Consider the following 23,511-nt stretch of genomic DNA (forward strand, 5'->3'; position numbering starts at 1 on the left):
ACAGCATCAGGTGTCGTAAATGATAAAGCATGAATGTCTACCGGGTTAAGCTTTCAAGGGAGGATATATAGTGCAAGAATACAGTGAATTGGTACGCCGCTTATACTCAGAGATCGCCAGCGGCGATCTGGGCTATATACCCGACGCGCTGGGTTGTGTATTGAAAACCCTGGACGGTATCGCCGCCAATGGCGATTTGCCCTCCTCTGTCAGGGAACAGGCGGCTTATGCCGCCGCTAACTTATTGGTGAGCGATTATGTCAATGAGTAACGAATATCAACCCATCAATTGTGATGATTACGAAAATCTGGAAGCCACCTGCCAGCAGAATCTCACGCTGACGCTGGAGCTGCGTAGCGGTGAAATCGTTACCGGTAAAGCCAGTGACCTGATCTTACGCAAACACGTCGAATATCTGGTGGTCGAGGAGTCCGGCGCCACGCGCGAACTTCGCCTCGACCACATCGTCAGCTTCAGCCACCCGGAAATAGGAAAAGTGGTGGTCAGCGAATCCTAGCCTGCCTCTGTCGGCTTGGCGCTTAAACGGACAACCCTGCGTTGTCCGTTTGCGTTTTAGCCGCCTTCGCGCCAGGCGATATGCCACACCGGCTCCCCCTCTTTCGGCTGCCCCTCCCAGGTAACAAACCGCCCGACCGCCGCAATCAGTTGCTCGTCGTAAAACAGCAGCGGCGTGCGATCGCGCCACCACGGCGGCACCGCCAGCTCCTGCCACAGCTTCTTGATTGGCCGGCCGTGTCGCCGCCCCGCCGCATACACCACGCCGGCGGCGCCAAACCTGACGCTGACCCGTTCGCCGTCCGTCGGCGCCCGCACCGCCGTACCCTTATCCGCCACAGAGAGTCGCCCCAACCCCTCCGGCAGCGTCAGCGGAGTAGTGAACGATGACCACGGCACGACGCGGCCTTTCACCGTCGGCAGCAAAGGCAAGAGGTAAAGATGCTGACGAAAACGGCGGATTTGCCGCCGACCAAGCTGCAATACCGGCTCGGCATCCTGACGGCTGACGGCCACCTCGTCCCACAGCCGCTGCAGCTGTTCGCGGGACGGCATCGGCGCGTTCTCCCCGGCCAGCCAGCGGCGCAGCAGCGCAAAGCGGCGTAGCGGACTCAGCGGCAGCAACCCCTCGATGCTCAGCGCGCCGTCCGGCCGGCGCAGTTCCCGCAGTGATTCCGCCAGCAGTTCGTCCAGCAGCTGTTCCTGCTCGGCGCAAAGCCGCGCGCTGCGCGCCGCCGCCGCGGGGAAATGCGGCCAGCGCCGCGTTAACAGCGGCAATACCCGATGACGCAGAAAATTGCGATCGAAGCGCTCATCCTGATTGCTGTCGTCCTCAACCCACTCCAGCTGATGATGGCGCGCATACTGCTCCAACCGTTGCCGGGTAAACTCCAGCAGCGGGCGCAGCAGCCTGTGTTCGCCCAACGCCGCGCTGGCAGCCATCGCCGACAGCCCCGCCGGGCCGCTGCCGCGTTTAAGCGCCAGTAAAAACGTTTCGCTTTGATCGTCAAGATGCTGCGCGGTAAGCAACATCTCATCGTCCCGCAGGTGCGTTTGCAACGCCCGGTAGCGCGCCTCGCGCGCCGCCGCCTCAATCCCGCCGTTTTGCGCCGCCACCGTCACCGCCAGCCGGACAAAGGGCACCCGCCATTGCCGGCACTGGCGGCGGCAGTGTTCGGCCCAGTTCTCCGCCAGCGGGTTTAAACCGTGATGTACGTAAGCCGCGCGGATATCCAGCTGGCGCTCTTGACGCAGCCTCACCAGCAGATGCAGCAGCACGCTGGAATCCAGCCCGCCGCTGTACGCCACCAGGAATCGCCGATGCCCCGCGGTTTGCGACGCCAGCGCGGCAAGCAGCGCGTCGTCGGAGGCGGCAGGGTTCAACGCTTCATCGTTCATACAGTTCCAGGGGCAATCCATCGGGATCGCGCAAAAAAGTAAACCGCCGCTGCGTTTCGGCATCGATGCGAATCGGTTCACATTCCACGCCGGCCTGCGTCAGCGCGGCAATGGCCTGTCCCACATCCTCAACCGCAAAGGCCAGATGCCGCAGACCGCACGCCTCCGGCCGGCTGACCCGCGGCGGCGGCGCGGGGAAAGAAAACAGCTCAATCAGGTAACGTTCATTTAACGCCAAATCGCCTTTCCAGGAGTCCCGCTCCGCCCGATAGACCTCATTGATCAGGGAAAAACCCAACACATCGCAATAGAACGCCTTACTGCGTTCGTAGTCGGAAGCAATGATAGCAATATGATGAATATCAATGAGTTTTAGCATGGTTCCCACTTTTATTATTGCTTAACGGGTCAGGCTGCCGTCTGACTTATCCGGGATTTAACGCCGACGGCGCGGCGTCAGCCGTCCGATAATAGCAAAAAGTCCGCTCTCATTGCTGACAGCGGACTTTTACAGACGCCACGATAACTAAATCAGCAATAGCCGTAGTTCATCAGGCGCTGGTAGCGGCGGTTGAGCAGCTCTTCTTCGCTCAGCGCATCCAGTTCCTCAAGATCGGACAGCAATTGCGCTTTCAGCGAGGCGGACATCGCATCGATATTGCGGTACGCCGAGCCCAGCGGTTCCGGGATCACGCTATCAATCATTTTCAGCTCTTTCAGACGCGGCGCGGTGATGCCCATCGCTTCCGCGGCCAGCGGCGCCTTGTCCGCGCTTTTCCACAGAATGGAGGCGCACCCTTCCGGCGAAATCACCGAATAGGTGCTGTACTGCAGCATATTGACCTTGTCGCCCACGCCGATGGCCAGCGCGCCGCCGGAGCCGCCTTCGCCGATCACGGTGCAGACGATGGGCACGCGCAGGGCGGACATTTCACGCAGGTTGCGCGCAATGGCTTCCGACTGCCCGCGCTCTTCGGCGCCGACGCCCGGATAAGCGCCCGGCGTATCGATAAAGGTGATGATCGGCATTTTGAAACGTTCGGCCATCTCCATCAGACGCAGCGCTTTACGATACCCTTCCGGCGCCGGCATGCCGAAGTTGCGGCGGATCTTTTCCTTGGTTTCCCGTCCCTTCTGATGGCCGATGATCATCACCGGACGCCCGTTGAGACGCGCAATCCCACCCACTATCGCTTTATCGTCGGCATAGGCGCGATCGCCCGCCAATTCGTCAAAGTCGCTAAAAATGTGCCTGATGTAATCCAGCGTATACGGACGCTGCGGATGACGCGCCAACTGGGCGACTTGCCAGGCGCCCAGATCGGAGAAAATCTTGCGCGTCAGCTCAACGCTCTTCTCGCGCAGGCGCTGGACTTCTTCGTCCAGGTTAATATCCAATTTTTCGTCTTGACGGCTGACTGCGGTCAGCGAGTCAATTTTCGCTTCCAACTCTGCAATCGGCTGCTCAAAATCAAGAAAATTCAGACTCATAGTATTCCTATATTAGTCAAATTCCAGTTCCACCTGTTCATTACCTACTAACGTGCGCAGATCGTTCAGCAACGCATCCGTCGGCGTTATGCGCCATGCCGCGCCGAAACGCAACCGGGCGCGCGCATCTTCACGCTGGTAATAGAGATTCACCGGGATCGTCCCCGATCGATGAGGTTCCAGCGATTGGCGGAGACGGTTTAATAGTTGGTCATCAATTTGCCTGTCAGTCAGCGAGATAGCAAGTCCGCGCGCATATTTTTCCCGCGCTTCGCTAATATCCATCAACTCCCGGACGGTCATTTTAAGCCCGCCGCTGAAGTCGTCAAAGCTGACCTGCCCGCTGGCGATCAGGATACGGTCTTTTTCCAGTAAATGCTGATATTTCTCCAGCGCATCGGTGAACAGCATGATTTCCAGACGACCGGAACGATCGTCCAGAGTACAAACGCCAATGCGGTTTCCCCGCTTGGTGACCATTACCCTGGCGGCCAGTACCAGGCCCACGGCAGTGGTCATTTTGCCCCGTTCCGTCGGGTGCATATCTTTCAAACGCACGCCGCCGGCGTAACGTTCGATCTCCTTAAGGTACTGGGTGATCGGATGGCCGGTCAGGTAGAGCCCCAGCGTTTCCCGCTCACCGTCCAGCACCACCTGTTCCGGCCAGGGCGCAACCGTACTGTAGGACTGTTCGACCTGTTCGGGCGCATCGGCCAGCACGCCAAACATATCCACCTGGCCGATGGCTTCCGCCTTGGCGTGCTGATCGGCGGCCTTCAGCGCATCGCCCAGCGAGTTCATCAGCGCGGCGCGATGCGGCCCCAGGCGGTCGAACGCCCCGGACATAATCAGCTTTTCCAGCACCCGGCGGTTCAGTTTCTTGATATCGGTACGGGCGCACAGATCAAACAGCTCTTTGAAATAGCCGTCTTGATTACGCGCTTCGATAATCGCTTCAATCGGCCCTTCGCCGACGCCCTTGATCGCCCCGATGCCGTAAACGATCTCGCCGTCGTCGTTGACGTGGAAATGATAAAGACCGCTGTTGATGTCCGGCGGCAGGATTTTCAGCCCCATGCGCCAGCATTCGTCCACCAGCCCGACCACTTTATCGGTGTTGTCCATATCGGCGGTCATCACCGCCGCCATAAACTCGGCCGGATAGTGCGCCTTCAGCCACAGAGTCTGGTAGGAGACCAGCGCATAGGCGGCGGAGTGCGATTTGTTAAATCCGTAGCCGGCGAATTTCTCCACCAGGTCGAAGATTTTGATCGCCAGTTCGCCGTCCACCCCGCGCGACTTCGCGCCGTCTTCAAAACCGCCGCGCTGCTTGGCCATTTCGACCGGGTTCTTTTTACCCATGGCGCGACGCAGCATATCCGCGCCGCCCAGGGTATAGCCCGCCAGCACCTGGGCGATCTGCATTACCTGTTCCTGATACAGGATAATGCCGTAGGTCGGCTCCAGCACCGGTTTCAGCGATTCGTGCTGCCACTCGATATCCGGATAGGAGATGGCCTCGCGCCCGTGTTTGCGGTCGATAAAGTTATCCACCATGCCGGACTGCAGCGGACCGGGGCGGAACAGCGCCACCAGCGCGATCATATCTTCAAAGCAGTCGGGCTTCAGGCGTTTGATCAGGTCCTTCATGCCGCGCGATTCAAGCTGGAACACCGCCGTGGTTTCCGAGCGTTGCAGCATGTCGAAACTCTTCTTGTCATCCAGCGGAATGGAGGCGATATCTATCGGCTCCTGACCCTGCTTCGCCCGGCGCGCGTTAATCATCTCCAGCGCCCAGTCGATGATGGTCAGCGTACGCAGGCCGAGGAAGTCGAACTTCACCAGCCCGGCATATTCGACGTCGCTTTTATCAAACTGGGTGACCGGATGGTTGCCTTCCGCATCGCAGTACAGCGGGGCGAAGTCGGTGATTTTGGTGGGGGAGATAACCACCCCGCCGGCGTGTTTGCCGGCGTTGCGCGTTACGCCTTCCAGCTTGCGCGCCATATCAATTAGCGCCTTGACCTCTTCATCCGCCTCGTAGATTTCAGGCAGCTGCGGTTCCGCCGCAAAGGCTTTTTCCAGCGTCATCCCCGGGTCGGGCGGCACCAGTTTGGAAATGCGATCGACAAAACCGTAAGGATGGCCCAGCACCCGGCCCACGTCGCGGATCACCGCTTTGGCGGCCATGGTGCCGAAGGTAATAATCTGCGATACCGCGTCGCGGCCGTACATATCGGCGACGTGATCGATAACCAGGTCGCGCTTTTCCATGCAGAAGTCGACGTCGAAGTCCGGCATGGAGACGCGCTCGGGGTTGAGGAAGCGTTCGAACAGCAGGTCAAACTGCAGAGGGTCCAGATCGGTGATCTTCAGCGAGTAGGCCACCAGCGAACCGGCGCCCGACCCGCGCCCAGGACCGACGGGCACATTGTTATCCTTGGACCACTGGATAAACTCCATCACGATCAGGAAGTAGCCGGGGAAGCCCATCTGGTTGATGACTTGCAGCTCGATATCCAGGCGTTCATCATATTCCAGGCGTTTCTGCGCCCGCTCTTGCGGATCGGGAAACAGGAATTCCAGACGCTCTTCCAGCCCTTCTTTCGCCCGTTTGACCAGATAATCTTCCGTGGTCATATCCCCGGTCGGGAATTGCGGCAGGAAGTATTCGCCCAGGCGGATGGTCACGTTGCAACGTTTGGCGATTTCGACGCTGTTGGCCAATCCCTCGGGGATATCGGCAAACAGCTGGCACATCTCCTCTTCGGTGCGCATATATTGCTGCGGACTGTAGTTGCGCGGCCGTTTGGGATCGTCAAGCGTATAACCGTCGTGGATGGCGACGCGGATTTCGTGGGCGTCGAAATCCTCTTCGCTGATAAAGCGGACGTCGTTGGTCGCCACCACCGGCAGGCCGTATCTGGTCGCCAGTTCCACGGCGGCGTGCAGATAGCTTTCTTCATCCGGGCGCCCGGTGCGGATCAGCTCCAGGTAATAACGATCGGGGAAATATTGCTGATAGAACGCCAGGCACTGTTCGGCCTGCGTCTGATTGCCGCGCAGCATAAACTTGCCGACGTCGCCGTTGCGGCCGCCGGAGAGCAGCAGCAATCCGCTATTTTTCTCAATCAGCCAGTGGCGATCTATCGTCGGACCCTCGGCCCCGTAGCCGCGTTGATAAGCATGGGAAATCAGCAGCGTCAGATTCTGGTAGCCTTCATTATCCATCGCCAACAGCGTGAGATGAGCGAGTTCATCGCCCAATTCTTCGCTGGCGACGTAGACATCCGCGCCGATAATCGGCTTGATGCCGGCGCCATGCGCGCCGCCATAAAACTTCACCAGCCCGCACAGGTTGGTGAAATCGGTAATCGCCAGCGCCGGCATGCCCAGCGACGCCGCTTTCTTTACCAGCGGCCCGACCTTCGCCAGCCCGTCGATCATGGAATAGTCACTGTGAACACGCAGGTGAACAAAACGTGGTTCGGCCATCGCCAGATCCCAGAATTTATCGATTAGTCAACGCCGCACGCGGCCGCGCTGAGGGTTAATGATGATTACGCCAGTCCCAGCGCCCGTTTCACCGGAGCAAAACTCCGGCGGTGAAACGCGGTGGCGCCCAAAGCCGCCAGCTTCTCGAGATGAAAAGCGGTGGGATAGCCTTTGTGCTGCGCGAAACCGTAGGCGGGGAAAAGTTTATCCAGCGCCACCATCTCGCTGTCGCGCGTCACCTTCGCCATAATGGAGGCCGCGCTGATCTCCGCCACGCGGCTATCCCCTTTCACCACCGCCTGCGCCGGTATCGGCAAGGCAGGACAGCGATTCCCGTCGATCAACACCAAATCGGGCGTCAGCGCCAGCCCGGCCACGGCCCGCTGCATCGCCAGCATGGTGGCGTGCAGGATGTTCAAGCGGTCTATTTCCTCAGGCTCCGCCCGGCCAAGACTCCAGGAAAGCGCTTTTTCCTTTATTTCATCATACAGCGCCAGCCGGCGTTTCTCACTCAGCTGTTTTGAATCCGCCAGACCGATAATCGGCCGGGCGGGATCGAGGATCACCGCGGCGGTGACGACGGCGCCCACCAACGGGCCGCGCCCCACTTCATCAACCCCGGCGATACGGCAGTACGCCGGCGGGTAAGTAAAGGTCTCGCTCATGATTTCACTAATTCCAATACGGCCTGCGCCGCCTGTTCGTCGGCATTGCAGCGAATCTGCTGGTGCAACTCCATAAAAGTGGCCTGCAGCGCGGCGGTTTTGCTTTCATCGGCCAGCCAGGGCAGCAGCGCCGCCGCCAGTTTATCCGGCGTGCAGTCGGTCTGCAGCAGTTCGCTGACCAGTTCGCGCCCGGCCAGCAGATTGGGCAGGGAGACCCAGGGCGTTTTCACCAATCGCTGCGCCAGCCAGAAGGTGAACGGTTTCATACGATAACCCACCACCATCGGGCATTTGGCCAGCATGCACTCCAGCGCGGCGGTGCCGGAGGCCAGCAGCGCGGCGTCGCTGGCGATCATCGCTTCGCGCGCGCGCCCGTCCAGTATATGCAGCGGTAAATCAGGCGCCACGCTGTTTTTTATCCGTTCAAACTGCTCGCGACGCTTGCCGTTGACCAGCGGAACGACGATTTCCAGCGCGGGGAAACGCTGGCGCAGCAGCCGGGCGGTGTGCAGAAAATCGGCGCTGAGCATCTCCACCTCGGCGCCGCGGCTGCCGGGGAGCAGCGCCAGACAGAGACTGCCGTCGGGGATGCCGAGCGCCGCTCTGGCCGCCTGCTTATCCGGATGCAGGGGCATGGCGTCCGCCATCGTATGGCCGATAAAACGGCAAGGCACGTTGAAACGATCGTAAAACGCTTTTTCAAAAGGAAGAAAGGCCAGCACCAGATCGGTCGCTTTGCCTATTTTGAAAACGCGTTTTTGCCGCCAGGCCCAAACGGACGGGCTGACATAGTGAATGGTGCTGATGCCGCGCCGTTTCAGCCGACCTTCCAGCGTGATGTTGAAATCCGGCGCATCAATGCCGACAAAAACGTCAGGCCGCAGTTCGCTAAAGCGCTGCGTCAAGTCCCGACGAATTTTAAGCAAACGCGGCAGGCGTTCAAGCACCTCCACGATGCCCATCACCGCCAGCTCTTCCATTTCGTACCAGGCTTCGCAGCCTTCGGCCTGCATACGCGGCCCGGCGACGCCGACGAAACGGGCATCCGGCGCCTGCGCTTTCAGCGCCCGAATCAGGCCGGCGCCGAGAATGTCGCCGGAGGTTTCCCCGGCGACCAGTCCGATAACCAAAGGACGCGGCGGCATGAATTAACGAATGATGCCGCGGGTAGAACGGGCAAAGAAATCGAGGAATGCCTGCACCGCCGGGTGAGCGGCCGCCAGCGCTTCGATTTCCGGTTTTACCTCGTCCAGCGTTTTACCGCTGCGGTAAATCAGCTTGTAGGCGTTACGGATGGCGTGCTGGGTCTCTTTCTCGAAACCGCGGCGCTTCAACCCTTCGATGTTCAGACCGAACGGCGTGGCGTGATTCCCCTGCGCAATCACGTAGGGAGGCACATCCTGCGCCACGCCGGAACATCCGCCGACCATGACGTGCGCGCCGATGATGCAGAATTGATGCACCGCCGTCATACCGCCGATGATGGCGAAATCATCAACGGAGACGTGCCCGCCCAGCGTGGCGTTATTGGCCAGGATACAACGATCGCCAATCACGCAGTCATGGGCGATATGGGTGTTGATCATCAGCAGATTATCGCTGCCGACTTTGGTCAACCCACCGCCTTGCTCGGTGCCACGATGAATAGTGACGCTCTCGCGTATACGGTTACGATCGCCGACCTCAACGCGAGTCGGCTCTCCTGCGTACTTCAGATCCTGATTCACTTCGCCAATCGAGGCGAACTGATAGATTTCGTTGTCGCGGCCAATCTTGGTGATGCCGTTAACCACAACGTGCGACTTCAGAACAGTACCCGCACCGATCTCGACCTGAGAACCGATGTAGCAGAATGGGCCAATATGCACATTGGCGCCAATGATAGCGCCATCTTCAACGATGGAGCTGGGATGAACAAAGGCGGTTTGATCAATCACGTTATCAGGCCTCCCGACGACGAGCACACATCATTGACGCTTCACAGGCTATTTCACCATCGACTTTGGCGACACCCTTAAAGCGTGCAACGCCGCGACGCTCTTTGATAAATTCGACCTCAAGGATCATTTGATCCCCCGGCTGTACGGGGCGTTTAAAGCGCGCCTCGTCAATGGCCGCAAAGTAATACAGTTCCCCCGGCTCCAGCCTGCCGACGCTTTTAAACGCCAGAATGCCCGTGGCCTGCGCCATGGCTTCCAGAATCAGCACTCCGGGGAAGATAGGTTTGCCCGGGAAATGTCCCTGAAAGAAGGGCTCATTGAAAGAGACATTTTTCACCGCCCGTAAAAACTTTCCTTTTTCGAAATCCAGCACGCGGTCAACCAGTAAAAACGGAAACCGGTGAGGTAATAATTCTAAGATCTCTTCAATATGCAGAGTATGAGTGTCAGTAGTCAAAATACTCTTCCTGTCCATAAAACTGATGCCATCAACAACACGGCCTGCTCAGACCCCAAAAGGGGGATCTTCAGGCAGGCCGCAAATAAGGATTAGTGCACAGGTGCGCGAAACGCTATTCAATAACCAAGCACTATTTTCTCACACCCGAACTTTTCGTTTACGTCCGGACTATGCGTTTTCACCTAATCAGACAAAACGCCGGTGGCTAGCTTTTATCAATTTTTCGCTCAACGGCTTTTAACCGCTTGCTTATATCGTCAATATTCATCACCAACGCGGCGGTCTTGCGCCAAACTTTATTGGGCTGCAAAGGAATGCCAGAAGAGTATACCCCAGGTTCGGTAATTGGTCTCATAACCATGCCCATTCCCGTCACCGTGACTTTATCGCAGATCTCCATGTGGCCATTGATCACACTGGCGCCGCCAATCATACAATAACGCCCGATTTTCAGGCTGCCGGCCATAATGACGCCGCCGGCAACGGCCGTATTGTCGCCAATCACCACGTTGTGAGCAATCTGACATTGATTATCGATAATCACCCCATTGCCGACTATCGTATCATCCAGCGCGCCGCGATCGATGGTGGTGCTGGCGCCGATTTCCACCCGATCGCCGATTCTCACCGTGCCCAATTGCGGGATCTTGATCCAGTTGCCGCGATCGTTGGCATAGCCAAAACCGTCGGAGCCGATAACCGCGCCCGATTGAATCAGGCACTGTTGGCCGATTTCAACGTTGTGGTACACCGTTACGTTCGCCCACAGACGGGTGCCGGCGCCGATACGCGCATTTTTACCGATAAAACAGCCCGCCCCGATGCTTACGCCATCACCCAGCCGCGCGCCGGCTTCGATGACGGCGTTGGCGCCGACGGCGACCTGCCGCCCCAGAACGGCATCCGCGGCGATAACCGCGCTGGGCGCGATATCGCTGGCCGGGGCCGGAGTAGTATCCATAAGTTGCGCCATACGCGCATAGGTAAGATAAGGATTTTTAACTACCAGCGCCGCTGCCTGGCAATAAGGCAGATCCGCCTCCGTCAGCACCACCGCGGAAGCCTGGGTTTCCGCCAGTTGCTGACGATAGCGGCTGTCGGACAGAAACGTAATCTGTCCGGACTTTGCTGAATGCATAGAAGCAACGCCGGTGATGACAACGCTGCCATCACCGTGTAATTGCGCATCCAACTGCTGTGCCAAAGCATCCAGTCGAATCGAATACATGTATTATTTAACCTGTTTCAGCACGTCGGCGGTAATGTCTTTGGCATTGGCGGCATAGGCTACCGCGTTAGCATCGATCACCACATCATAGCCTTCTTTGCTGGCAACGGATTTTACCGCATCCTGAATACGACTCAGGATTTTGTTGCGCTCTTCCATCTGGCGACGGCGATTGTCCTGATCAAATGCCTGCGCTTTAGTGGAGAACTGCTCGCGCTGCGTCATGATGTCTTTTTCCATTTTATTGCGATCGCTCGCTTTCATGGTAGAGCTATCACGTTGCAGACGCTGCATTTTGGTTTGCAAATCTTTTTCCAATGATTGCAATTCAGAAGCGCGGCCTTTGAACTCGTTTTCCAGTTGACGAGCTACCGTTTCACGCTGCGGCAACTGTTGGAAAATGCTGGATACGTTAACGACGGCAATCTTGTCAGCGGCCTGAACGCTGGCTGAAGCAGCCAATGCTAATCCGAGGCCTGCGGCACACAACCACTTTTTCACTATAAACTCCTCAACCTAACCGTTTGTGTCTTAACACGTTGATGTGCATAGCGTCATGGCATTGATGCACAGACCATGCCCGCCATGCGACTTGTCTTACATACGTTTACCGACGCCGCCTTACCAGGTTTTGCCGATATTAAACTGGAACTGCTCCGACTTATCCCCATCGTACTTTTTAACCGGCTGGGCATAGGAGAAGACCAGCGGCCCAAGCGGCGACATCCATTGCAGGGCGATGCCGCTGGAAACGCGGAAATTGTCGGCCTTGCCATAATCAGGGACACCCGCATCAATGGTTGCCTGGGTGTTTTCCCAGTTGGTATCCCATACCGTACCGCCGTCGATAAAGAACGAGGTACGCACCGAGTTGGCATACTTCTCGCTGATAAACGGCGTCGGCACAATCAGTTCCGCGCTCAATACCGCCATGGCGTTACCGCCCACCGCGTCGTCCAGATTGTCCGCATCGATCGGGCAATTCGCATAAGAGCCCGGTAATGACGCCGTCGGGCATTTATAGTACGCCGCCTTAGGCCCAATGGTATTGGACTGGAAGCCACGCACGGTGCTCGAACCGCCGGCATAGAAGTTATCGTAGAACGGCACTTCCTTGCCCCCCAGACCGTCGGCGTAACCGGCGCGGGCACGCCCCATCAGCACCCAGTTACGGTTTTCGCTCAGCGGGAAGTAGCTGGCCGAATCAAACGTCAGTTTGTAGTATTCGTTGTCTGAACCAGGAATGGTGACTTTGGCGTTGGCCGACGCACGGGTGCCCGAGGTCGGGAAGTAGCCGCGGTCCAGATTATTGTAGCTCCAGCCGGTATTGAGGAAGAAATCGTTGGCGCTGAAGTCCGCACTGGATTTATCGCTTTCGCCAACTACTTCCGGTTTGACGCCGACCGAATCCAGATAGCGCCACATCGCCACCTGCGGCCTCATATCCGACAGGTCGTTATGGACGTAATCCACTCCCAGACGCAGCGAGTTGTTCTCGTTTATCGGGAAGCCCAGGGTACTGCCGATACCGTAGCTGGTATTGGTATAGTCGGACAGATCCGCGTCGTACGCTTCAAACTTGTTGTAGAAGATACGACCGCCTAGGCTGACGCCGTCCACCGTGAAGTACGGGTCGGTCAGAGAGAGCTCGACGTAGGTCTGGTAGTCGTTTCGCGTCCCGCTGATGCCAACGGAATTCCCGGTACCCAACCAGTTATCCTGCTGCACGCCGGCCTGGAAGCTGACGCCGCTTTCCGTCCCGAAGCCCACGCCGAAGTTGAATGTCCCGGTGTTGCGCTCTTTGACCTTATAGGTCACGTCGACCTGGTCGGCGGTGCCGGGAACGCGCTGCGTTTCCACATCGACGCTTTCAAAGTACCCTAACCGATTCAGACGCTCTTTACCCTGTTCAACCAGATCGTTGCCCAGCCAGCCGCCTTCCATCTGGCGCATTTCACGGCGCAGCACGGAATCTTTGGAGGTATCGTTACCGTCGAAACGGATGCGTCGAACATAGAACCTATTACCGGCATCAACGTTGATATCAAGCCTGACGCTTTTGTCGGCGTCATTGATTTCTGGCTGGGTCACCACGCGCGGATAAGCGTAGCCGTAACGGCCCAGCAGCTTCTTGATATCCTCTTCCATGCGGGTAACCTTGGCGCCGTTATACAGTTCGCCCGGCTCGATTTTCGTCAGCCCTTCGATTTCCGCGGAATGGCCGGCCAGGTTCCCCCTGACGGCAACGCCGGAAAGTTTGTATTGATCGCCTTCCGTCAGGTTGATGGTAATGTAGATGCCCTTTTTATCGGGCGTCAGGCTGACCTGGGTGGAATCGATGTTAAAGCGGGCATAGCCGCGATCCAGATAAAAACTGCGCAGCGTTTCGAGGTCGCCGGACAGCTTCTGCTTCTGATATTTGCGATCGCCGACCACGTTCCACCACGGTACTTCATCCCGCAGTTGGAAACGCGAAATCAACTCGTCGGAGCTGAATGCCTTGTTGCCGACGATATTGATTTGCTGAATCTTGGCGGAGACCCCTTCGGTAAACACCAGCTTCAGATCGACGCGGTTACGCGGCAGCGGCGTGACGACGGCCTTTACCGAGGCGCTGTATTTACCGACGCTATAGTAGAAATCCTCCAACCCTTTCTCGATGGTGGAAAGCGCGGTACGGTCCAGCGCCTCGCCCACCCGCACGCCGGAAGCTTCCAGATTCTCTTTCAGCATGTCGTCTTTCACCGACTTGTTGCCGGAAAACGTCATGCTGGCGATCGTCGGGCGCTCCTTGACCTGCACAATCAGCGTTTCGCCGTCGCGCAGGACGCGGACATCCTCAAAATTTCCGGTAGCGAACAAAGCACGGATGGTATTACCGATATCATCATCACTGACGGTATCACCAACACGGACTGGCATACTGAGTAATGCCGCTCCGACGGCAACCCGTTGCAGGCCCTCGAAATGAATGTCCTTCACTACGAACCCGTCTGCACCGTATACGGTGGCGCTGCTGAACAGCAGCGACGCTATGAGCAACTTTTTCATCGCCATCGTTGTTATGCGTTTTTCCTAACCTAATCCCACGCCTACAGGCGGGAGAAATCATTGAAAAGTGCGAGTCCCATTAACAACATCAGCAATACTGTACCAATGCGGTAGCTAACGTCCTGCACACGCTCAGAAACCGGCCTGCCCTGCAGTTTTTCGACCGCCAGAAAGAGCAGGTGTCCACCATCCAGCACCGGCAATGGGAACAGATTGATAATCCCCAGATTGACGCTGATTAACGCCAGAAACATCAGATAATAGATCAATCCGTAATCCGCCGACATTCCCGCCCCCTGAGCAATCGAAATCGGACCGCTCAGGTTATTCAGCTTAACATCACCCGTAACCAGTTTTACCAACATACTGACGGTCAACTTCATCAGTTGCCAGGTTTTGTCCGTCGCCTGATAGATGGCGCTAAACGGCCCATACTGACGTACCGTTCGGTATTCCTCAGGAAGCGGCGCCACGCTGGGCATCACTCCCGCCAGTCCTTCAACTCTGCCATTGCCGACGGATTTGCCCACGGGCGTCAACGTCAAAGGCAAGGTTATCCCGCCCCGCTCCACCTCCAGCGCGATGTCCCGGCCGGGATTATCGCGCACGGCGGTAACAAAAACGTTCCAGTGGGTTAAAACCTCTCCGCCGACTTTAACGATCCTGTCCCCGGCTTGTAAACCCGCTTTTTCCGCCGCCGACCCCGGTTGTACCTGGGTGAGTACCGCCTCAACCTGCGGCCCCCGGGGAACCATCCCCAGCGAGGTAACGGGATCCTGTTTATCCGGCTCAAACTGCCAGTTGCGCAGATCCAGCGTTTTGTGCGCTATCCGGGCGGACTGGCCGGCGCCGAAGGGCGCCGTGCCCAGCACCACTTCATCGTCGCCGATTTTGCCAATCAGCGCCAGACGCGCCGTATCCCAATCAGGCGTTTCGATACCGTCAACCGACTTTAGTTCAATCCCGGCTGATATTTCAGCCTGCGCGGCGATGGAATCGGGCAATATTTCCCCCACCACCGGACGAACGCCGGGTACCCCGATAATAAACACCAGCCAATAGACGACGATGGCCAACAGGAAATTGGCGACGGGTCCCGCGCTGACGATAGCGGCACGCTGCCAGACCGTCTTGCTATTAAATGATTGATGACGAAATTCCGGCGCCACGGTATCGACGCGCTCGTCGAGCATTTTGACATAACCGCCCAGCGGAATTAAGGCGATAACGTATTCAGTGCCGAGTTTATCACGACGGCGCCATAGCGCCCGGCCGAAGCCGACGGAAAAACGTTCAACCTTTACGCCGCAGCGACGAGCCACCCAGAAGTGGCCGAACTCATGCACGGTGATCAACACACCCAGTGCGATGATAAATGCGGCCAGGCTCCAGAGGAAATTCATCATAAATAATCCCTAACGCCTCATCCTAAACGGCCTTAAACATCAACAGCATCAGACAGGAAAACACCGGTACGGCGGCTGTCAGGCTATCAATACGGTCGAGCACGCCGCCGTGCCCGGGGATCAAATGGCTGCTGTCTTTAATGCCCGCCTCGCGTTTAAACATACTTTCGGTCAGATCACCCAGTACAGAAGCCAGCGCGGCGACAACGGAACAGACCAGCAGCGTTGCCGGCGCAATCGCCAGCGGCGCATAGCGGCTGAATAGCAAAGAGAGCGCCGCCGAGGTTATCAACCCGCCGATAAGCCCTTCCCAGGTTTTCCCCGGAGATACTTTTGGCGCAAGTTTACGCTTGCCGAACAGTTTGCCGAACAGATAAGCGCCGCTGTCAGCTCCCCACACCAGAAGCATGACGTACAGCAGCCACCACGCGCCGATAAAGGGATTGATATCATAGTTATACTGGCGAAGCGCGACCATTCCCCAGAAAAATGGCACGATGGTCACTACCCCGAACAGCAGCCGCAGAACGCGGGAACAGCGCCATAAGGCCGCGGAAGCGGGATAGAACAGAACCAGAAACAGCGCGATAACCCACCAGGCGAGAGAAACCCAGAGCGCGGCGCTAATTTGCGGTACATGGATCGTATAACGGTATGCCGGCAGCGTCAGCAACATCAGCACCAACAAAAAGCCGCACAGAATAGCCAACCACAGCCGTTGGCCGTATGAGGCGAACCCGGCAAGCTGCCCCCATTCCCAGGCAGCCAGCATGCAAACGGCAAGCGTGACCAGAATAAAGCCCACCGGGGACAACAAAAACAGCGCTGCGATAACGATCGGAATTAAAATTAAAGCAGTAATCAGGCGATACTTCAGCAAAAGTTCCCCCTAGGATGCATCCGCATCGATAGGTGTTGTTCCCCCGAAGCGACGCTCGCGTTGTGCAAATGCATTCAGCGCACCTTCAAAGACTTGTTCATCGAAATCAGGCCAAAGGACATCGGTAAAGTAGAGCTCGGCATAAGCGATTTGCCACAGCAGGAAGTTACTTATCCGATGTTCGCCGCCGGTGCGGATCACCAAATCAACCGGCGCCAGTTCATTCAGGCAAATATATTGGCACAATGACGCTTCATCAATACTATCAGGGCGCAATGTTCCTTCCTGTACCTGCTCGGCAAGCCGCCGTACTCCCTGAATAATATCCCAACGGCCGCCATAATTCGCGGCAATATTCAGCGTCAGACCCTGATTATTTTTCGTCAGCTCTTCCGAACGGCGGATGCGCTCTTGTAAACGCAGACTGAAACGGCTGATATCGCCGATAACGCATAAGCGAACGTTGTGTTTATGCAGGCTTTTGACTTCGCTGTCCAGCGCCCGGACAAACAGCTCCATCAGGGCGGTGACCTCTTGCGCGGGACGGTTCCAGTTTTCACTGCTGAACGCATAAAGGGTTAACGCGTCAAGTTCATGGCTGACGGCAAAACTTACCGCCCGGCGTACCGATTTAACACCGGCCTGATGTCCGAAAATCCGCAGTCTACCCCGATTTTTCGCCCAGCGGCCGTTCCCATCCATAATGATGGCGACATGCCGAGGCACGGCGAATGGCAGATTATCAGCACTTTTTTGATTATCGGACGGCATAACGCGTACTTATATCCTCAAGCAAGAAATACAACAGACCTTCCGTAACACCAGACTCTGTCAGCGCAAAAAAGCCGTGAACGATCACGGCTTAACTTCACCACCGGCCAGGAAGCATCACCCGGCCGGGCGTCGAGTGGCGCAGACTATACCATCTCAACCACACATGAACAAATCGTGCCATGTGAATTTACCTATGGCGCACCATGCCCAGCGTCCGTGTTGCAGCCTGCCTGGCCCAAAGGTCGATAAAGAGAACTTCATCCACGCTTACCGGCTCCGGCAATGTCAGTTGCTCGATCACCTGCTGATTAACCGCAGCAATATCGGTGAAACGAATCTGTAATTGTAAAAAGGCGGCGACCGCGATTTCATTGGCGGCATTTAGCGCCGTGGTCGCCGCCTGACCGTGATTACAAGCATCAATAGCCAGTTGTAAACAGGGATAGCGCGCATAGTCGGGGGCGGAAAACGTCAGCGCGCCCAACCGGCAGAAATCCAATGCCTTTACTCCCGACGCCACGCGCTCGGGATACGCCATGGCGTGGGCAATCGGCGTACGCATATCCGGCGATCCCAGCTGCGCCAGCACGCTGCCGTCGACATAGCGCACCATGGAATGAATCACCGACTGGGGATGGATAATCACTTCCATCTGCTCGGCGGATGCATTAAACAGCCAGCGCGCCTCAATGTACTCCAGCCCTTTGTTCATCATGGTGGCGGAATCCACTGAAATCTTGCGGCCCATCGACCAGTTGGGGTGCGCACAGGCCTGATCGGGCGTCATGCCGGCTAACGTCGCCACCGGCGTTTCGCGAAACGGCCCGCCGGATCCGGTGAGTATAATACGCTCAACGCCATACCGTTCTAAAGAAGAGTAGCCTAACTGACGCTGAATTTGCTCAGGTAAACTCTGAAAAATCGCATTATGTTCGCTATCGATGGGCAACAGCTGCGCGCCGCTTTGCGTCACCGCATCCATAAACAGGCGTCCGCAGGTCACCAGCGACTCTTTGTTCGCCAGTAAAACCTGTTTGCCCGCGCGGATGGCGGCCAGCGTCGGCGGCAGGCCCGCCGCGCCGACGATGGCCGCCATCACCTGATCCACATCATCCAGCGCGGCCAGTTCGCACGCCGCCCGTTCCCCGGACAGGACTTCCGTCCGGCACCCGTGTTGCGCCAGCCGCTGACGCAACAATCTGGCGCTGGCTTCATCCGCCATTGAGGCGTAGGCCGGACGAAAAGTTAAGCACTGCTCCAGCATGCGCTCGACGTTGCGCCCCGCCGCTAATGCCTTTACCGCAAATTTGTCTGGATTCGCCTTAATCACCGCCAGCGAACTGACGCCAATAGAACCGGTCGAGCCAAGAATAGTCAGTTGCTTCATTAAAATGCTCTGGATAATGGGATGTGATGACAGGAAAGCAGACTAGTCTGAGACGATTGCCCTAACGTGTCTATATTGTTTATCGCAAATAATCGCCAACAAGGATGACCTGCTGCAATAGATTTATAGAACATCAAAAAACCATTCACCAAAAACAAAGCGCCGCGGCAAGGCTGATGCCGGCGGCACCCTCACTTTCCCGCGACGCCTCAAGCGAGCCGATTAGAAATCCATCAGTTCCGTTTCTTTCTCCGCCAGGGCGGCATCCACTTTTTTGATGTAGATATCGGTCAGTTTCTGAACCTCGTCCTGGGCACGGCGCTCTTCATCTTCGCTGATCGCTTTGTCTTTCAGCTGTGCTTTCAGCTTATCGTTGGCGTCACGGCGCACGTTACGTACCGATACCCGTCCCTGCTCCGCTTCGCCGCGCACCACCTTGATCAGATCTTTACGGCGCTCTTCCGTCAACGCCGGCAGAGGCACGCGAATGACCGCCCCCGCGGACGAAGGATTCAGACCGAGATCGGAAGACATGATCGCTTTCTCAACCGCCGGGCCGAGCGAACGATCGAATACGGTAATCGCCAGGGTGCGGGAATCTTCCACCACCACGTTGGCCAACTGGCGCAGCGGCGTGGCGCTGCCGTAATATTCGACCTGAATACCGTCAAGAATGCTGGGCGATGCGCGGCCGGTACGAATTTTGCTGATCTGGTTTTTGAAAGACTCTACGCATTTTTCCATGCGCGTTTCAGCATCTTTTCTGATTTCATTAATCACGTTGTGAACCCTTGAAAGCTGGTTGCCTGACGGGGCATGGCAGCGCATGACCCGGTGAATAATTAATACCAGCGCGAGCTGGCTGAGGTTGCTGACAAAGTCGCCTGTATGCCTGAGATACCCGGGCCTACCGTACCGAGGGGCGCTCCGGCGGCTTACGCCGCTACGGCCCCTCGCCACGCTCTCCCTAATAACGGGCTTTGTCGATGGCCTGTACCAGCGCGAGCTGGCTATCTTTTGTTATCAGGGGAGAATATTACCCTATTTTTAGGGTTATCCGTTATTACTGATCAACGTCCCTTCTTTCTCACCCATGACCACGCGGCGCAGCGCGCCGGGCTTGTTCATATTGAAAACCCGGATAGGCAGGTTGTGGTCGCGCGCCAGCGTAAAGGCGGCTAAATCCATCACTTTCAGCTCGCGCTCCAACACTTCCTGATAGTTCAGCGTTTCATACAATACCGCGGAGGGATCCTGCACCGGATCGGCGGAATAAACGCCGTCCACCTTCGTCGCTTTCAGCACCACGTCGGCTTCAATTTCGATACCGCGCAGGCAGGCTGCCGAATCGGTGGTAAAGAAAGGATTACCGGTGCCCGCGGAGAAAATCACCACCCGGTTATTGCGCAACAGGCTGATCGCTTCCGCCCAGCTGTAATTATCACACACGCCGTTCAGCGGGATCGCCGACATCAGACGGGCGTTTACATAGGCGCGGTGCAGCGCATCACGCATCGCCAGGCCATTCATGACGGTCGCCAGCATCCCCATATGGTCGCCCACAACGCGGTTCATCCCTGCTTTGGCCAGACCAGCGCCGCGAAACAGGTTGCCACCGCCGATGACCACACCGACCTGGATACCCAACTCAACCAGTTCTTTCACTTCCTGAGCCATGCGATCCAGAATGCTCGCATCGATACCAAAACCATCGGTTCCCTGCAGAGCTTCGCCGCTCAGCTTAAGCAGGATTCGTTGATATACGGGTTTTGCATTGGTTGCCATGGTGTTCTTATCCTACAGGCTGTCATCGTAGTATTGGGAGTTGCTACTGTCGCACTTATCGCTGTTCACCAGAATGTGAACACCCACAAATGCACTGAAATTATTTTGGCTGGATAAAAAGGAACCGCCAACCGGCGGCTCCTTTTTTTATATTAAGATTGCTTGCTCATTGCCGCAACTTCAGCGGCAAAGTCGACTTCGGCTTTCTCAATACCTTCACCCACTTCAAAGCGGATGAAGCTGGTTACGTCGGCTTTGTGCTCTTTCAGCAGATCGCCGACGGTTTTGCTCGGGTCCATCACGAAATGCTGACCGGTCAGGGAGATTTCACCGGTGAATTTACGCATACGGCCTTCGACCATTTTTTCCGCGATTTCACGCGGCTTGCCGGATTGCATGGCGATATCCAGCTGGATCTGGTGCTCGCGAGCCACCACGTCGGCCGGAACATCGTCGGCTTTAACGTATTCGGGTTTGCTGGCGGCGATATGCATGGCGATGTGCTTGATCAGCTCTTCATCCGCGCCGGTAGCGGCAACAACGACGCCGATGCGCGCGCCGTGCAGGTAAGAACCCAGCACGTCGCCTTCCAGAACCGCGATACGACGAATATTGATGTTTTCACCAATTTTCGCCACCAGCGCGGTGCGCTGTTCTTCAAATTTCGCTTTCAGCGCGTCAACGTCGGCGATGCGATCGTTCAGCGCCGCGCTAACCACTTCTTCACCGAAAGCCTTGAAGCCGGCGTCTTTGGCGACGAAGTCGGTTTCACAGTTCAGTTCAACGATGACGCCGTATTTGCCGTCTGCGGAAATTTTGGTCAGGATGATGCCTTCAGCAGCCACGCGGCCGGCTTTCTTGGCGGCTTTCGCCTGGCCGGACTTACGCATGTTGTCGATAGCCAGCTCGATGTCGCCATTCGCTTCAACCAGCGCTTTCTTACATTCCATCATGCCTGCGCCAGTACGCTCACGCAGTTCTTTTACCAGGGCAGCGGTAATTTCAGCCATTATCTTTTCCTCGGTTATCTCGCGGGGGAGATAAGTAAAAAGGGGGCCTTAACAGGCCCCCTAACCAACATATGTCAATACCTGGTTAATAAGGGCTCACAGAGCCAGCCTTATTATTCAGCTTCTACCAAGCCTTCTTCCGCTTGTTCAGCCAGATCCTGAGAACGGCCTTCGCGAACGGCGGTCGCAACGGCGCTCAGGTACAGATTCACTGCACGGATGGCGTCATCGTTACCGGGGATGATAAAGTCAACGCCATCCGGATCGGAGTTGGTATCAACGATAGCGAACACCGGGATACCCAGGTTGTTGGCTTCTTTGATGGCGATATGTTCATGATCGGCGTCAACAACGAACAGCGCGTCCGGCAAACCGCCCATATCCTTGATACCGCCCAGGCTGTTTTCCAGCTTGTCCAGTTCGCGGGTGCGCATCAGCGCTTCTTTCTTGGTCAGTTTGTCGAAAGTACCGTCCTGGGATTGCGTTTCCAGATCTTTCAAACGTTTGATGGACTGACGAACGGTTTTCCAGTTAGTCAGCATACCGCCCAGCCAGCGATGGTTCACGAAGAACTGATCGCAGCTGTCAGCAGCTTCTTTTACCGCTTCGCTTGCTGCGCGTTTGGTACCGACGAACAGAATTTTGCCCTTGCGAGAAGCAATTTTGCTCAGCTCAGCCAGCGCATCGTTGAACAACGGTACGGTTTTCTCAAGGTTGATGATATGCACCTTGTTACGCGCACCGAAGATGAACGGCTTCATTTTCGGGTTCCAGTAACGGGTCTGGTGACCAAAGTGGGCGCCAGCCTTGAGCATGTCGCGCATGGAAACAGTTGCCATGATTACCTCTGTAAATTAAGTATGGGGTTAAGCCTCCACGTGTCCCATTGCGCCGACCCCGCGGGTTGAAAACCTTTGGAGCACCCCGGCGAATGTGCCGACACGTGTGTGTTATATACACAAAGTGAGTTTAGTTGATTCAGCCGAACGGTACGCAGAAACACCCGGTCGGATCATCGGCGCGCTTTATACCATAATTCCCGCCTGGACACCAACTTTTGTTATTCCCGCCGCGGCGTTTCATAATCATCATTTGGCAAGCCGATAGCAGGGCTGATAACATACGTTATTACTTACCGAGCAACCTTAATTTCGTCGTTCAATGCGACACCTGCGGACATTATTCAATGGCAATATCAATAAAAACCCCTGAAGATATCGAAAAAATGCGCGTGGCCGGACGCCTGGCCGCCGAAGTATTGGAAATCATCGAACCTTATGTTGTACCGGGCGTCAGTACCGCCGAACTGGACAGAATCTGCCACGATCACATCATCAATAAACAGCAGGCCGTTTCCGCCTCTCTGGGATACCACGGCTTCCCCAAATCCGTGTGCATCTCAATCAACGAAGTGGTATGCCACGGCATTCCCAGCGAAGAGAAAATTCTCAAAGACGGCGATATCGTCAATATCGACGTTACGGTGATCAAAAATGGTTTTCATGGCGACACCTCGAAAATGTTTATCGCCGGCAAACCTACCATCCTGGGCGAACGCCTGTGCCGCATCACCCAGGAAAGCCTTTATCTGGCGTTGAAGATGGTGAAACCCGGAATCCGCCTGCGCGCGCTGGGCAAAGCGATCCAGCAATACGTTGAATCGCACGACTTCTCGGTGGTACGTGAATACTGCGGCCACGGTATTGGCGAAGGGTTCCATGAAGAACCGCAGGTGCTGCACTATGACGCGGACGACGGCGGCGTGGTTTTACAGCCCGGTATGGCTTTCACCATTGAACCGATGGTCAACGCCGGCGATTTCCGCATCCGCACCATGAAAGACGGCTGGACGGTAAAAACCAAAGATCGCAGCTTGTCGGCGCAGTACGAACACACTATTGTGGTAACCGACAACGGCTGCGAAATAATGACATTGCGGAAAGATGACACCATCCCTAACATCATCACTCATCAGGCATAATATCGAGCCGGTGAAGGTTACCGACAAAGACTGGCTATCCCGT

At 56.5% G+C, this 23,511-nt stretch carries 22 protein-coding genes; 3 read left to right on the plus strand and 19 right to left on the minus strand.

Annotated features, from left to right (window positions below):
* The first annotated feature begins 70 nt into the window (after positions 1–70).
* Entirely contained in the window at positions 71–271 is a 201-nt protein-coding gene (locus EH206_RS17385) for a YaeP family protein (RefSeq protein WP_009114128.1), read from the plus strand.
* Positions 258–518: a Rho-binding antiterminator gene (gene rof / locus EH206_RS17390; RefSeq protein ID WP_009114129.1), complete on the plus strand. Its 261-nt coding sequence runs from the start codon at positions 258–260 to the stop codon at positions 516–518. The genes EH206_RS17385 and rof overlap by 14 nt, the downstream gene beginning before the upstream one ends.
* 56 nt (positions 519–574) lie before the next feature.
* Here the strand turns inward: rof and tilS are convergent, their stop codons facing one another.
* From tilS to rpsB, 19 genes are all read right to left on the minus strand, one after another.
* Positions 575–1,915 (minus strand): tRNA lysidine(34) synthetase TilS, encoded by a 1,341-nt coding sequence (tilS, locus tag EH206_RS17395; protein ID WP_009114130.1) that lies wholly within the window; start codon positions 1,913–1,915, stop codon positions 575–577.
* Positions 1,905–2,294 carry a VOC family protein gene (locus EH206_RS17400; RefSeq protein WP_009114131.1) on the minus strand — a complete coding sequence of 130 codons (390 nt, stop codon included), beginning with the start codon at positions 2,292–2,294 and terminating at the stop codon, positions 1,905–1,907. Before EH206_RS17400 ends, tilS begins: the two co-directional genes overlap by 11 nt.
* 152 nt (positions 2,295–2,446) lie before the next feature.
* A complete protein-coding gene (accA, locus tag EH206_RS17405) occupies positions 2,447–3,406 on the minus strand; it encodes an acetyl-CoA carboxylase carboxyl transferase subunit alpha (protein WP_009114132.1) in 960 nt (319 codons plus the stop codon).
* Between the two features lie 12 nt (positions 3,407–3,418).
* Positions 3,419–6,901, minus strand: coding sequence for a DNA polymerase III subunit alpha (gene dnaE / locus EH206_RS17410; RefSeq protein WP_009114133.1), 3,483 nt, complete (start codon positions 6,899–6,901; stop codon positions 3,419–3,421).
* A 65-nt stretch (positions 6,902–6,966) separates the two neighbouring features.
* Positions 6,967–7,566, minus strand: a complete 600-nt coding sequence (gene rnhB / locus EH206_RS17415; protein WP_009114134.1) for a ribonuclease HII — start codon at positions 7,564–7,566, stop codon at positions 6,967–6,969.
* On the minus strand, positions 7,563–8,711 hold the full coding sequence (lpxB, locus tag EH206_RS17420; RefSeq protein ID WP_009114135.1) for a lipid-A-disaccharide synthase: 1,149 nt from the start codon (positions 8,709–8,711) through the stop codon (positions 7,563–7,565). The genes rnhB and lpxB overlap by 4 nt, the downstream gene beginning before the upstream one ends.
* A gap of 3 nt (positions 8,712–8,714) precedes the next feature.
* Positions 8,715–9,503: an acyl-ACP--UDP-N-acetylglucosamine O-acyltransferase gene (lpxA, locus tag EH206_RS17425; protein WP_009114136.1), complete on the minus strand. Its 789-nt coding sequence runs from the start codon at positions 9,501–9,503 to the stop codon at positions 8,715–8,717.
* 4 nt (positions 9,504–9,507) lie between these two features.
* Complete coding sequence (gene fabZ / locus EH206_RS17430; RefSeq protein WP_198008301.1) at positions 9,508–9,981, minus strand: 3-hydroxyacyl-ACP dehydratase FabZ; 474 nt, start codon at positions 9,979–9,981, stop codon at positions 9,508–9,510.
* Between the two features lie 190 nt (positions 9,982–10,171).
* Positions 10,172–11,194 carry a UDP-3-O-(3-hydroxymyristoyl)glucosamine N-acyltransferase gene (lpxD, locus tag EH206_RS17435; RefSeq protein ID WP_009114138.1) on the minus strand — a complete coding sequence of 341 codons (1,023 nt, stop codon included), beginning with the start codon at positions 11,192–11,194 and terminating at the stop codon, positions 10,172–10,174.
* Between the two features lie 3 nt (positions 11,195–11,197).
* Complete coding sequence (skp, locus tag EH206_RS17440) at positions 11,198–11,695, minus strand: molecular chaperone Skp (protein ID WP_009114139.1); 498 nt, start codon at positions 11,693–11,695, stop codon at positions 11,198–11,200.
* Between the two features lie 120 nt (positions 11,696–11,815).
* The gene (gene bamA / locus EH206_RS17445; protein WP_009114140.1) at positions 11,816–14,251 is read right to left on the minus strand and encodes an outer membrane protein assembly factor BamA; all 2,436 of its coding nucleotides are present in this window, start codon (positions 14,249–14,251) and stop codon (positions 11,816–11,818) included.
* A gap of 35 nt (positions 14,252–14,286) precedes the next feature.
* Positions 14,287–15,651, minus strand: coding sequence for a sigma E protease regulator RseP (rseP, locus tag EH206_RS17450; protein WP_009114141.1), 1,365 nt, complete (start codon positions 15,649–15,651; stop codon positions 14,287–14,289).
* A 22-nt stretch (positions 15,652–15,673) separates the two neighbouring features.
* The gene (gene cdsA, locus EH206_RS17455) at positions 15,674–16,531 is read right to left on the minus strand and encodes a phosphatidate cytidylyltransferase (RefSeq protein ID WP_009114142.1); all 858 of its coding nucleotides are present in this window, start codon (positions 16,529–16,531) and stop codon (positions 15,674–15,676) included.
* A gap of 9 nt (positions 16,532–16,540) precedes the next feature.
* The gene (gene ispU, locus EH206_RS17460; protein WP_009114143.1) at positions 16,541–17,302 is read right to left on the minus strand and encodes a (2E,6E)-farnesyl-diphosphate-specific ditrans,polycis-undecaprenyl-diphosphate synthase; all 762 of its coding nucleotides are present in this window, start codon (positions 17,300–17,302) and stop codon (positions 16,541–16,543) included.
* 190 nt (positions 17,303–17,492) lie between these two features.
* Positions 17,493–18,692 carry a 1-deoxy-D-xylulose-5-phosphate reductoisomerase gene (ispC, locus tag EH206_RS17465; RefSeq protein WP_009114144.1) on the minus strand — a complete coding sequence of 400 codons (1,200 nt, stop codon included), beginning with the start codon at positions 18,690–18,692 and terminating at the stop codon, positions 17,493–17,495.
* A 222-nt stretch (positions 18,693–18,914) separates the two neighbouring features.
* The gene (gene frr / locus EH206_RS17470; protein ID WP_040343388.1) at positions 18,915–19,472 is read right to left on the minus strand and encodes a ribosome recycling factor; all 558 of its coding nucleotides are present in this window, start codon (positions 19,470–19,472) and stop codon (positions 18,915–18,917) included.
* 273 nt (positions 19,473–19,745) lie between these two features.
* Positions 19,746–20,477, minus strand: a complete 732-nt coding sequence (pyrH, locus tag EH206_RS17480) for a UMP kinase (RefSeq protein ID WP_009114146.1) — start codon at positions 20,475–20,477, stop codon at positions 19,746–19,748.
* Between the two features lie 152 nt (positions 20,478–20,629).
* On the minus strand, positions 20,630–21,487 hold the full coding sequence (gene tsf / locus EH206_RS17485) for a translation elongation factor Ts (RefSeq protein ID WP_136163839.1): 858 nt from the start codon (positions 21,485–21,487) through the stop codon (positions 20,630–20,632).
* Positions 21,488–21,600: 113 nt separating this feature from the next.
* Positions 21,601–22,326: a 30S ribosomal protein S2 gene (gene rpsB / locus EH206_RS17490; RefSeq protein ID WP_009114148.1), complete on the minus strand. Its 726-nt coding sequence runs from the start codon at positions 22,324–22,326 to the stop codon at positions 21,601–21,603.
* 347 nt (positions 22,327–22,673) lie between these two features.
* Between rpsB and map the strand changes: the two genes are divergently transcribed.
* Positions 22,674–23,468 (plus strand): type I methionyl aminopeptidase, encoded by a 795-nt coding sequence (gene map, locus EH206_RS17495; RefSeq protein WP_009114149.1) that lies wholly within the window; start codon positions 22,674–22,676, stop codon positions 23,466–23,468.
* The last annotated feature ends 43 nt before the right edge of the window (positions 23,469–23,511 follow it).

It is taken from the genome of Brenneria nigrifluens DSM 30175 = ATCC 13028 (assembly GCF_005484965.1).
Taxonomy (GTDB): domain Bacteria; phylum Pseudomonadota; class Gammaproteobacteria; order Enterobacterales; family Enterobacteriaceae; genus Brenneria; species Brenneria nigrifluens.